General features: G+C 39.7%; 10 protein-coding genes. All 10 read left to right on the top strand.

All coding sequences use genetic code 11. From position 1 onward, the window contains the following. The first annotated feature begins 37 nt into the window (after positions 1–37). The 10 genes from tssI to GW828_RS01680 all read left to right on the top strand — a co-directional run bounded on the left by tssI (position 38) and on the right by GW828_RS01680 (position 12,452). A complete protein-coding gene (gene tssI / locus GW828_RS01725) occupies positions 38–1,894 on the top strand; it encodes a type VI secretion system tip protein TssI/VgrG (protein WP_273057021.1) in 1,857 nt (618 codons plus the stop codon). Between the two features lie 2 nt (positions 1,895–1,896). Further along, the gene (locus GW828_RS01720) at positions 1,897–2,250 is read left to right on the top strand and encodes a hypothetical protein (RefSeq protein ID WP_124015795.1); all 354 of its coding nucleotides are present in this window, start codon (positions 1,897–1,899) and stop codon (positions 2,248–2,250) included. 41 nt (positions 2,251–2,291) lie between these two features. Next, complete coding sequence (locus GW828_RS01715; protein WP_124015796.1) at positions 2,292–2,582, top strand: PAAR domain-containing protein; 291 nt, start codon at positions 2,292–2,294, stop codon at positions 2,580–2,582. Positions 2,583–2,603: 21 nt separating this feature from the next. Further along, positions 2,604–3,704: a hypothetical protein gene (locus GW828_RS01710; protein WP_273057024.1), complete on the top strand. Its 1,101-nt coding sequence runs from the start codon at positions 2,604–2,606 to the stop codon at positions 3,702–3,704. Beyond that, the gene (locus tag GW828_RS01705) at positions 3,701–4,642 is read left to right on the top strand and encodes a hypothetical protein (protein WP_182743013.1); all 942 of its coding nucleotides are present in this window, start codon (positions 3,701–3,703) and stop codon (positions 4,640–4,642) included. The genes GW828_RS01710 and GW828_RS01705 overlap by 4 nt, the downstream gene beginning before the upstream one ends. Before the next feature lie 6 nt (positions 4,643–4,648). After that, positions 4,649–9,103, top strand: coding sequence for an RHS repeat-associated core domain-containing protein (locus GW828_RS01700; protein WP_273057028.1), 4,455 nt, complete (start codon positions 4,649–4,651; stop codon positions 9,101–9,103). Further along, positions 9,090–9,422 (top strand): hypothetical protein, encoded by a 333-nt coding sequence (locus GW828_RS01695; RefSeq protein WP_182722289.1) that lies wholly within the window; start codon positions 9,090–9,092, stop codon positions 9,420–9,422. The genes GW828_RS01700 and GW828_RS01695 overlap by 14 nt, the downstream gene beginning before the upstream one ends. Positions 9,423–9,744: 322 nt before the next feature. Beyond that, a complete protein-coding gene (locus GW828_RS01690; RefSeq protein ID WP_273057031.1) occupies positions 9,745–10,509 on the top strand; it encodes a peptidoglycan-binding domain-containing protein in 765 nt (254 codons plus the stop codon). Continuing rightward, positions 10,509–11,039: a hypothetical protein gene (locus tag GW828_RS01685; RefSeq protein WP_273057033.1), complete on the top strand. Its 531-nt coding sequence runs from the start codon at positions 10,509–10,511 to the stop codon at positions 11,037–11,039. The genes GW828_RS01690 and GW828_RS01685 overlap by 1 nt, the downstream gene beginning before the upstream one ends. 384 nt (positions 11,040–11,423) lie before the next feature. Continuing rightward, the gene (locus GW828_RS01680) at positions 11,424–12,452 is read left to right on the top strand and encodes a hypothetical protein (RefSeq protein ID WP_273057035.1); all 1,029 of its coding nucleotides are present in this window, start codon (positions 11,424–11,426) and stop codon (positions 12,450–12,452) included. Positions 12,453–12,926: the final 474 nt, after the last annotated feature.

Raw genomic sequence — 12,926 nt, 5'->3', positions numbered from 1 at the left:
CCCCCAAGATCTTTATTCTTAACGACTGAGGCAAGGAATGCTTAAGGCCACTCAAAAAAATAATATCATCAGTATCACTACGCCATTAGGTAAGGATGTTCTGTACCTAACGCATTTTACTGCCACTGAAGCTATTTCACAGTTATTTTCAATCAGTGTATCAATGTTTACTGTTGGTACTCAGATTAGTCTCGATAGTTTAGTGGGTAAAAACGTCTGTATTACATTACGTAATGCCGAAAGTGATGGTGCTGCTCGGTACTTTCATGGGGTCATAAGTCATCTCGAGTCTGCAGGTATGCGGACGGCTGCTTCAGATGATGCGCAAAATTATATTGATTATCAAGCTGTTATTGTGCCTCAAATGGCACTAATGAAAAAACGCAGCAACTGTAGAATTTTTCAAAATAAGTCTGTAATTGACATTATTAAAGACTTATTTGGTCAACATAAAGTCGAATTTCAAAATAAAACTACCAATACTTATCCTCAGTATGAATACTGCGTGCAGTATCTAGAATCAGATTTAGATTTTGTTTGTCGCTTATTGCAACAAGAGGGTATTTTCTTCTTCTTCGAGCACAGTCTTAGTGCCCATACCCTTGTACTTGCTGATGATATTAACGCCTATAAACCTTGCGCAGAAGAGAAAGTCCGATGTTTTTCAGGACATTTAGCTGAGTCACATGTATCAAACTGGCAAGGTGGAATGAGCATGGTCAGCGGTGGCTTTATTCAAAAAGGCTATGACTATGAACAACCTAAGCTTTATCCATCAGGTAATCATAATAAAGCGGATCTCCCAGAACAAAGTGCCCTTGAAGTGTATGACTATCTAGGTGAATCAGAATTTAATAAACGTGCTCAGCCCTTTGCCAATAATCAGCTTGAAGCCCTGCAAAAAGATATGAACAAATGCAGTGGTCAAGGTGATTGCCGCAGTTTCATGATAGGCAAATTTTTTACATTTAAAGATCACGAAAACGTCAGCTATAAAGGTAAGAGCTTTGTTATAAGTTCTTTAAGAACCTCAGCGACACAACCTAATCAGTCTGGCGCAGGTCAATCTATGTCTGGGTGCGTGTATCAAAATGATTTTGAATGTGTTCCAAAAAGTACCCCATACCGTTCACAACTTCATTTGCGCAAACCATTAATTAATGGTGTGCAAACTGCTGTGGTTACTGGTGAGCCTGGTGACGAGCAACATATTGATAAATTTGGCCGCGTTAAAGTGCAGTTTCACTGGGATCGTGAAGGTGAATTTAACAGTAAAAGCTCGTGTTGGATCCGTGTCGCACAGAGTTGGGCGGGTAATAAATGGGGCGCATTTTTCTTTCCTCGCGTTGGTCAAGAAGTGCTGGTTGAATTTATTAATGGTGATCCGGATCAACCAATTATTAGTGGTGCTGTGTATAACGCAGACTTAATGCCACCTTATGCCTTACCAGCTAAAAAGACCCAGTCTGGTATTAAAACACACAGTACTAAAGACGGTGGTGCAGACAATTTTAATGAATTACGTTTTGATGATGAAAAGGGTAAAGAGTTACTATTTTTTCAAGCAGAAAAAGATCACCATCTCAATGTTAAACATGATCAAAAAGATACCATAGGTAATGACCGTTTTACTGAAGTGGTTAATAACGATAACGTTAAAATTGGCAACGATCGCTTAGAAGATATTGGTAATAATGACAGTTTAAACGTTGGCAAAGTGCTCAATATTGAAGCTGGCAAAGAGATTGTGATTAAAACGGGCAGTGCATCTATCAAAATGAGCAGTGATGGTTCTATTTCTATCGAAGGGACAAACATCACCATAAAAGGCACCAATGTTAAGGTTAACGGCACCAGCATTGCCTTAAAAGCTGCTCAAATTAAGTTGAATTAGTCATGTCATCATCTCGTTATCCTGGAGTCGGCCTGTTAGGGCCTTTTTGTCGAGGCCATGAAATTACCTGTCAATTTGGGTATCGACACTTAATCTGTAAACCGGTCGATAAACCGCAAGATCCACTGCTTAATACACCGAATATGACCTTGTGGGTTAGTGCAACATTTGGAGAACAGTTTTTAGTAAATCGACACAGCTGGAAGAATTCACCAGATTTGTTGTATCTAATTTATTGCTATTTACACAATGATACCTATTTGGCTGTTCAACAATCTGAAGCGCAAATTATCAGTATCATTGCATTGGCGTTGGAACAGCGTGCTTTATTGGTTATCCCTTTAGATAACGAATAAACCTCTGGAACAACACATTACAACAAATAAAGGAATATTTGATGGGAATGCCCGCAGCAACGCTTACATGCATGCATCTTTGTCCTAAAACCAATCCCGGTCCTGTACCTCATGTTGGCGGTCCTATTGTAATGGGGTCTGGCAATGTTCTTATTGGTTCATTACCCGCAGCACGTAAAGGTGACAAGTTAATTTGTGTTGGGCCGCCTGATACGATTAATGCAGGTTCAAGTTCGGTATTGATTAATGGCAAACCCGCAGCCCGAATGGGAGATGGTACCGCTCACGGTGGGAAGATTATTGTAGGTAATCCTACAGTGATGATTGGCTAGAACGAACAAGGATTGTGGTAAATGAATTTGATTGAGAGTTTTAATCTTCTGCTGGCGCAACGACAAGTTATGTTGTCGTCGTTTCAGTGCATGCCAAAAAACATTGAAGATAATACTCAATCGTTAACGGTCATTTTAAAGATGATCCAGCAAAAAAAAGATCCTAATTGGCCGTTACTCTGTGCCAATACTCAGGAGCAAATTGTTGATGCTTTTGAAACTGATGTGCAGTTTAGCCCAACTGACAAGGTAGTCATTTTATCTCTGTTGTTACAACTGCACTACAAGGCTCAGCCTACAGCGCAATCACATATCGTTGAGGCATTATTTGCCAGTAGTCTTGTTGATGCTAGCCAATATAGCCCTGCATTTGCATTAATGGCCAGCCAACTTCAATTTGATAAGGTCAGTTTTACTGCAAGCAATAAGACTCCTGAGCAAATTCAGCAATATATCTTGTTGTGCATCTATCGTGGTAAACGCTTAAAGCGTAACGATGGCATTAATTCACTGAACATCCCTCGGTCGTCACTGACGTCTTTATACATTGAAATGCTGATGTCTAGCATTAATGAACCAATAGAGCTCTATGGCTTATTCAGTCAATTAGATTATTGCCACAGTGCTCTTTTTGAAGTGTTTATTATTTCATTAGACGAAGCCATATTAACCAAAGTGTTCAATTTAATGAGTCAGAATGTTGATTTGACATTAAGGGTCATCGAGCTAATGGGCTATTCAGGTTTTAGTAAATTTGTGCCTTTTTTAGCTCGAGCTATGCAGCAACCAAATCAAACTTTAGTGGCTTTTAGCGCATTGAGAACTATTTTAGGCCCCGAGTTAGATCAATCGGTCCCTTATCAATGGCAGTTTGAGGAAGATGAAGCCGAACGTTGTGAATATTTACAATTTTACAGTGCTAAATTATTGCATCGTTGGATGCTATTAGCCCTTAAAATGCCTGAAGTTAGATTGATTAATGGTATTGAAGTCAATCCTGCTAGTATCGATAAAATCATTCGTTACTCTAGTCCTGTTCACCAACGAATCGCTTATTTACACAAGCTTAGGCTCAATAATGTAGTCAATCACAGCCCACAACGAGTGAAAGTCGCCTTATGATTATGCATGCAGAGGCCATTGAAATCGTTGTGGGGACCTATCAAAATCCACTACAGTTGCTCAACCTACCTTTATCTGAGGCGGTTGATTTCGAGTATCAATTTGATGGTCAACACATCGCTGCGGTAATGGCTCAAGGCCTGGCTACTGAGTCTCAATTAAGCCGTATCATCGATATGTTACACAAGTTGCCGATCCATGACGAAGCTCAGTGGCAGCCTTACCGAACTCAGCCGATTTTTTGGATTTTACCCCATTTAGAAAAACAACAACTTGTGGATTGGGTAAGTCGTTTACATGCACTTTTCCCACATTGCTTTGAACATCCTCATAGCCGATTTTTTCCTATGGGAAGTGCTGGGTTTTTCTCTGCATTGAGCGCATTAAAGGCATTACCAGTCGATAGTCAAAGTGCGATATTTATTGCTGTAGACAGCCTGTATTTTGCGCTTTCAGATTTGCAAAATGAGCAAGAGCTGATTACCCAGCAACAAGATAGTGGTCGTTGTCCTGCTGAAGCGGTCATCATGGCCAACATCAATGTTGCAACTGATGGTATGCACGTTTTGGATTTATTCCAAGAGTCATGCAGCTTGGTTCAGCAAACTCAGGCCATAAAAACCTTATTTAACCGAGCTTGCCAAGTCGATGATATTGATCAACTGTCGCAGCTTTATTTACCCGGTAACCATTCGACAGTGACAGACAATTGGCTTAATGCTTACGAGCAATTAGCGGGCAAAATTAATCAAGACACACAAATTACCCAATCCAGCTATTTTACTGGCGACATAGGTTGCGTGGTAGGATTATATAACTTTTTACACATCTATAATCGCTATCAACAACAGACAGTTACAGGAATAAGTTTACAACTTGAAGTGTCTCAACAACTTCATCTTGGTGTGGCAATGTACTCATGGATAGAGAAGGCATAAACGAACATGGCGGTCAGTAATTTCTATTTTAAAGGTCATAACCGTTACATTGTTATCGCGCCTGCCAGCGCGTCAACCCCTGCTGGGTTTCAATTATCTACGTTTGAACAAAATAATAATATTAGTACCATTATTAATGAAATCTCGCCTCATTTAGTCCGCGACCGTAACGCTTTAATTCATGCCCGAAGTTTGGTGATGAACGCCGGCGTAAACGTGACTTTATCTGCCAGAGATATTACTCATAAACTCAGTGACATTATTGGGCGTAATTTACTCCGAGTGTATCTCGAAATGCCCAAACAACAGATTCAATCCTCAACAGAAATCGCTAGCGTTGGGGCGACTTCGACGAATAAAAAATCCCCCAAAGCCAGCAAGGGTAAACAAACCTCTGTATCAGTTCAGTCTGGTACTGTGACCAATCATTCTCCGACGGAAGTGAGCATCGATAAACAAGAGTGCCGCAGCGATCCGGTGTCGATGCTAAGTGGCGAAGAAATTTTACCATTAGTCGATTTTGAGCTTAATGGCTTAATGCCGCTAACATGGCGCCGTTTGTATCGTTCGAGTAAAGTTGGTACTAACGTTGGTATGGGGTACGGCTGGCGTCATAACTTTTGTGTACAGCTAGATCATCAATATCAAGCACCTGCGAAAGTAGGGCCTAAAAAACCGGGTAAATATTGGTTTGAATTAACCGACGATGAAGGCCGAGTGCATGTTTTTGATTCGGTCAAACGTGGCCAGACCAGCATTCAACTTTCAACAGGTTGGTCGTTAGTTCATCAAGCCGATGGTCGTCAAGTACTCATCAAGCCAGATGACAGTCATTGGGCTTTTGTAAAGCAACAGGTTGGAGGCAAAGATGTTTGGCAATTAGAAAGCATTAGTAATCATCAAGGCCAATATTTTCAGCTGTATTATGATCATCAAGGTCGTTTAACCCAAATAACCACAGGCCCAAAACGTGGCGTATTGTTATTTTATAATGCACAGAGCAACTTATTAAAAGTGGCTTCGTACATGTTAGATAACCAAGGTAACAAACAAGTTCATCAAAATTTGTTAGCCAGTTATCAATATGACGACGCTCAAGCACTTATTGCCGCCACTGATATTAATGGCCGAGTAGAGCGCTACAGTTATGTCAAGGTCAAGTCAGCCGACATCACATCTGACAGTGATCATCAATATAACCCTAAAAGTACCACTTATTTATTGCAGCGCCGAACACGCGCATCTGGCTTTAGCCATCACTTTGCATGGGACGGACAAGATCACCAAGCCAAGTGCATTGAGCAATGGGGTGATGATGATATCTATCATTATCATTTTGAATATACAGCACTCGTTCACGGCGTAAAAAGCCGTTGTACTGACTCTTTAGGTCATAGCGAAACTTTTATTCACAATACACAAGGGCTGTTGACTGAACACCACAACCCGAATGGCAGCATAATACGTCATCAATATGATGCAGTTGGTCGTAAAGTGGCCACCATTGATGCCTGTGATAATAAAATACAATATAACTATAACCATCAAGGACAGTTACTGGCTGTTATTCAAGCCGATGGCGGCACTACGCGGTTTGAATATAATCGTTTAGGTCAAAGAATTGTTACCCGAGACGCCATCGGCCGAACAGCTAAAAGACATTATGATGCCACTGGGCGATTACTGTCTGAAACAGGTTTTGATGGTCGTCCAAGTCATTATCAATACAATGATGCTGGGCAGTTAACCCAAAAAATCGATGTTAATGGTGTAACACATCGCTACCATTGGGACCGCGACGGTGAGTTACTTGCTACACAAGTCGGTGATGCGCTTACCCGTTTTAGTCATGACAGACTCGGGCGTGTTAATGCCACTATTAATCCCCAAGGCTTAGTCACTGAATTTATTCGTGACAATAAAGGTCAGATTATCGAAAGTAAATCTTACCCACAAGATAATCAAGACAAGCCTGAAGAAGCCATTAGTCATTATTATCAGTACGATGATGCCGGACGTATTATTCGTCAGCGTCAACAGGCTGATCTGGCAGGCGATCACGAACTTAGTAACGATAGTGAGTACATTGAAAACATCATCGACTATGACGGTTTAGCCCAACCGCGCCAGCAAACGTTTGCCGATGGTAGTTGGCTGAAGTTTTTTTATGATAAAGAACGTAACTTAAACCGCATCGAGCGCAGTGATGGGGCGCAATACCGTATTGAATACACGCCAACAGAGCAACCTAGAACCTTAATTGGTTTTGATGGCCGCGAGCAACATTATCAATATGACGCTAATGACAAATTAGTTGCCGTGAACGACAGTGATATTCGGTTTGTTGAGCTTAAACGTGATGCCATGGGGCGAATTTGTCAGCAAAGTAGCCATGTCAAACTTGAGCCAAGTGCCACATCAGCGCTACTGAACACTCAGAACTTTTATCAATATAATCCTATAGGGCAAATCACTCGTGCCCATAACCAACACCGTACTGTGCAGCGACACCTTGACCCACAAGGGCGAATAAAACGGGTATTGCAAAGCCAGTGGCAACTTGACTATCAATATGATGACTCAGGTAACCGCAGTGGCTTAACCTTACCTGACGGGCAACAGATTGACTATCAATACAATAAAAACAGTCAATTAAGTGGCATTAGCGTTACAGGCAATGGCCCATCAAAGCAGTGTGTACAGCTGGCTCATTATCACTATCTGCCATCAGGTTTATTGCATAAAACGATACAGGGTAATCAGCTTGAACTCAGTCATGCCTATGATAGCCATTCAAGATTAATTGAGCAGACATGGCGACATGCGAGCTCAGATAGCGCAGCACCAGAGCTTGCCTCATCAGAGTCAGCACTATTTGCATCAAGACGTTATCAATACGATAAACAACATCAATTACTTCATTGTGAGAGCGAAGTAGTCGAGCAGGGCGCAACTAGTGAGGTTCAAACCACCCAAGGGCCTGAAACCAAAAGCGCGCCAGATGTTAAGCAATTTCGCTATAACAACATCAGCCAACTCGTCAGTGACAGTCATACTCGTGTATCGGATAACCCTACTGGTAACAAAATCCGTGTTCAGCAACAATACCAATGGGATGGATTCGGTAATCCTACCCATTCACTTCGTGCTGACAATAACAGTGCAGATGCCAGTGTTAACAGCCCAACAGCTGGCTTAGAGCGTGCAGAACACATTCAACACTCAGCGTCATCGGCTTTATCATCCGATACTCTAAGGCCCAATAAAAACAATCATGATGTAGTGGTAAACAATGACCGCTTAATGAGCATGGCTGGTGTCGATTACCGCTATGATGCCAGTGGCAACCAAATCAGCCAAATTGGCACTGGCGATAAACAACAGCGCAGTTTTAATGGCTTAAACCAACTGGTGCAAATCAACGTTAATGGCAAGCTGACACAATACGAATATGATGCATTAGGCCGTCGCAGCGCAAAAATCACTGAGCTTGGTCGCACCGACTTTATTTGGGATAATCACCAGCTAATTGGCGAATGCACCTTAGGTGAATACAGCTGGTATATCTATCAGCCCGACACTTTTACACCAGTAGCACTGATTAAAGCAGGGCAGGTTTATTATTATCACCTAGACCAACTCGGCACCCCAATTTGCTTAACCGATGAAAACGCTAAAATTGTCTGGCGCAGCCAACAAGACGTGTTTGGCCAAAGCATTGATCATGTGGATAGCGAGCATCAAATTGTTAACCCAATCCGTTTTCAAGGCCAGTACTTTGATGACGAATCAGGGTTACACTACAATCGTTTTAGGTACTATAGTCCTCAGCAAGCACGATTTATACATCAAGACCCTATCGGATTAGTGGGTGGGATAAACCATTATCAATATGCGCCTAATCCAGTGAATTGGGTGGATCCATTTGGGTTGAGTTGTAAAGAAATATCTTCAGAAGATACAGCGCATTTAAAAGAGTTAATAGAGAATAGTCCTGAGCGAGCTTTTTATGAGATTAGAGCTTTAATTCGTAATGGAACCTTTGATTTTTCAACAAGTAAAAATGGTGCTGTATTCTGGGGAACTTCTATGCATAAAAATATTAATAATATGGAGATAGCCCAGAATTGGGCTCGACGCTGTGGTAAAACTACTTTAGAACAAACAACTGGAGGTCAAGTACTAGAGTTACTTGATTTATTTTCGCCTAATCATAAATTTGAAGCTTGGAGGGCTGCAAAAATATGGAATATGGCATCAACCAAGTTTGCTGAAGGTGCTAGTGGTGATATCAATGTCTTTAATACAGGCGCGAATAGATTTGGACCTTGGGGTGAGCGTACATGGTGGCGTATAGAAAAACCTATACTTCAAAATAACGATTCAGTAAGCTTAATTACTAGGCGGAAAAAAGATGGTAACCCAGCTAAAACAGGACATATAAAAAATGGAAAGAGTTAACCCTGATTTATTTGTTAAGGTTGTGATCAATCGATATATAAATAAAAATAAAACTATAGAGGTACTTCGTAAATTTACTCATAGTTCTATTGGTACAATTATTGAAAACCTTGAAAATAAGGATTCAATTTTTGAAGTAAACCTTGTTAGCACAGATATTTATCGAGGCTCAACAGAATTGTCTTTAATTATTGACGCTTTGCAAGCAATAGGAGCGATTTTGTTAGTCTCAGTTAATGGGGAGTATGTTGAAACTAAATGCTTTCTATCTGAACTTAATACAAAACTTAAAAATGTAGAAAGAAAGGATATTTATTAGAATTAGCTATAGATTTATACGAAGAACTATGTGTTTTATTGAAACAGAATTGAACTGAAAAATAATAAACTACCTAATACTAGGGCAACCACATGAGTGTGCGTTTTTTGAACACTACGAATGATTTCAGTACGTTATCACTTCCAATCATTCATGAAGTGATAACGTACTGAACAAATATAGCTCTAAAAACATACTCAATCTGTATGGAAAACGTTCAAGATCTTGCCCTATACCTAATTACAGTCATGATTATTCATAATTTTAAAGTTAATGATCTTATTTTTTTAGATCTAAATATAACAAAAACAGGGAAGTTACGATGTCATCTATAAAAATAACTCAAGCTGTCGGGCTGGGTGGCGCTAACAATTTAAACGATGTAAAAGCTGTACAAACGACATTAAACAAATTACTCAAACTCATTCCTCCTACAAAATCATTAATTGTTGATGGCCGTTTAGGCTCTAGCCCTGAAAGCTCTAAAACCGTTGCAGCGATTAAGTTATTTCAAAGCAAAGTACTTAATATGCTACGTCCAGATGGCAAAATTGATTTAAATGGTCGAACTCTTCGAAAGATGAATGAAATGTTGATAGTAAAGAGCATTCAGATCGCGGGCATGCAAGACCCTAAACTTTTCATGACAAATGTAATAAAGCCGGCTCTTTTGAAAATAGATTTAGCCTCCAGAAAAGCAGAAATGTTACTACTAGGAACCGCCATCCAAGAGAGCCGTTTAAAATACCGACAACAATTAGGTGGCGGGCCTGCTTTAAGTTATTTTCAAATAGAACCAGCCACACACGATGATATTTGGGATAATTATCTAGCATACAGACCTGAGCTTGCAAAGAAAGTCAGCGAATTGTTGAACAATGATGACAAATTACAAGAGCTAAAAGATAATGATCTATATGCATGTGCTATGGCAAGAGTGCATTATTTAAGGGCTCAAGCAGGGTTACCATCAGAGGATGATCTTCATGGTCAGGCAGCGTATTGGAAATCCTATTACAATACGCCGTTAGGTAAGGGAACGATTCAAGAGTATGTTCATAATTGGCAAACCTATGGGGTTAAGTAATGAAGTTATATAAATCTATTTTTGCAGTCTTATTATTGACCGGTAGCCATTTTGCTGCAGCGTCAGATTGTATTCAAATAAAAGTGATAAAGCCGATAGTAGTGCAATTTAGTAGTGATGATGTTAAGTCAAAAAGATTTGATCAAGTTAAACTTTTACATGAAGATAAATCGGGCATTTGTTTACCGACTCTTGACACCTATGTTTTAGCATATAATGAAGGTGTTCCATTTATTGCTGCTCGTTTGAAGGGACACACGCCAAATATCACATTGATAAAAAAAGATGATATTGAGTATGCCTTGATTAAATATCATACGGGGAACAAGCTTCAGGTATTGAAAGGGTACCAATATGTAGACTCTGATTTAATTGAACTTCCAAACTTTACCTTAAGTAGTAATTTAAGCCAAATCAATATCGTTAATGGAAGTATTGAAGTTAACAATACCGAATTAGTTAAAAATAAGGTAATAAGCCAATTAGCATACTATGATTTTGACCTAACGGGTATACATAAAAAGCGTTAAAATAATATCATTGGCATTCATCTCAGTTGCTGTACTGTCAGCCGATAAGGCTACTGAATTGAATAGTATTTTCAGACCCAAAGGCACCATCGTTAGCGTAGAATATATTCCTTATTATCACCGTTTTTCGCGAGTGGTGGTTAACGCTTTTCTGTGTGGCATTTAACTCGAAGAATAACGTTGACACACATAGGGTTCTATAAAGAATGGTAAATTTAACAAAGATTTTCTTTTATCTTTTCAACTATTAATTATTTCATTGTCTTGGTGATTAGTGGTCTTATTACCCACATTAAATAATAAACTTATCACCGTAATATCTGACGCCTAGTTTCCTACAGAAATTAGGTGGAATTAACATCATTAACAAAGTAAAGGAATACTATGCACGATATATTTGGCGAGATTAGACGCGAATTTTACACTCAAACAATCAAGGAGTGGTTAGGTTGGATTGTGGGGACATTTTTACTGGTCGTGTTGATTAAATGGTTTGCTCAACAATATGACGTCCCAGAATTTGAATTCCATGTTTGGGTATCAGCAACTCTCTATCTTTGGTATGTCTCTACCATTAGCTTATTAATCGGTAGCACCTATTTTATCGCCCGTAATGCCCAAACCATGTTAGAGAGGCGAGCAACACATCCGCAAAAGCCTGACAGTATTGATTTAACCAATGACTTAGTCCGAGTTAAAAAAATTAAGATTAAAGCCGGAGTAATTGCAGTTGTTGCGCATATTATCAATGCTGGCGTTGTTTACTTTGTTACCGGTCACGTACCTGGCATGACGTCAGAATATCAATTGTATGCTGTTATAGGAGTATTTTCGATAGCCGCCATTAAACCTGCGATGTTAGCGGTAAACGCTATTCGTATGGAGATTTTTGGCATGATTGAAGAGGCGGATTATCCGCAGAAATCGGTTGCTGATTTATGGCGAGTGGTGAATGACTTTAACGACTATGAAGAACGATTAGAAAAAGTATTCGAGCGTATAGATGACGCTAAGCAGGAGTTCAGCCGTGAAAAAGAGATGACTATTGCTGATATTGTTGAAAAATTAGCACTGTATAAAGCAGAATTACACTCTGCATTTGATGAAAAAATAACACTTTTCTCATCATCAGACAGCGCAAGGGAAGCGTCTTATAACGCGTTAAAAGAAGCACAAGCACCATTAAGTAAAGAAGTCAGTAAAATATTGGCTGAACTGCAAAATTTACAAAGCTTTGTGATTGATTTACGTGATAAAAATATCAAGGGAGAGCAATTGATGTCAGCATTAAAAGAATTTGGTATTGAGTCATTAGCTGATTTAAATGTGAGTTTTCAAAAATCGATTGTGACGCATAATCCACCCTTACGAAGTGTGCTATCGCCAATTGTAGATGAAGGAATACGCAGCTAAATGTCGTTTTGGGGTCAAGATTATCAATTTAGTGATTGATGGACCCACGGCACTGTACTTTAAAGATTGAATCATTCCTTTAGTGTGAAACCCTGTTTAGTTCTTTAAAAATGGATAGCCAAAATATAGGTGCATTACTGGTTAACGCACCTGCTTTTAATTGGGGGTAAAGTCTTGGCTATACCTTAGATGATACGCCTGTCGAAGGTTGTTGTTTAGTCGTTAAAGAGGGCAATATTCTACCTCATGCCTATGGTTTATGTATGAAAGCTCATAGTTACTGGCAGTAGTATTTCAACAATAAAACTGTCAATTAAGTGGCATTACATTAATAGACAGTCGCTTTACAGGCCATGGCCCATCGAAGCCGATTGTGCAGCTGGCTCATTATCACTATCTGTCATCAGGCTTATTGCATAAAACGATACAGGGTAATCAACTTGAACTCAGTCATGCCTATGATAGCTATTCAAG

The sequence above is a fragment of the Shewanella vesiculosa genome, assembly GCF_009994065.1.
Taxonomy (GTDB): Bacteria; Pseudomonadota; Gammaproteobacteria; order Enterobacterales; family Shewanellaceae; genus Shewanella; species Shewanella vesiculosa.
This window is presented reverse-complemented; position numbering and strand designations above follow the sequence as displayed.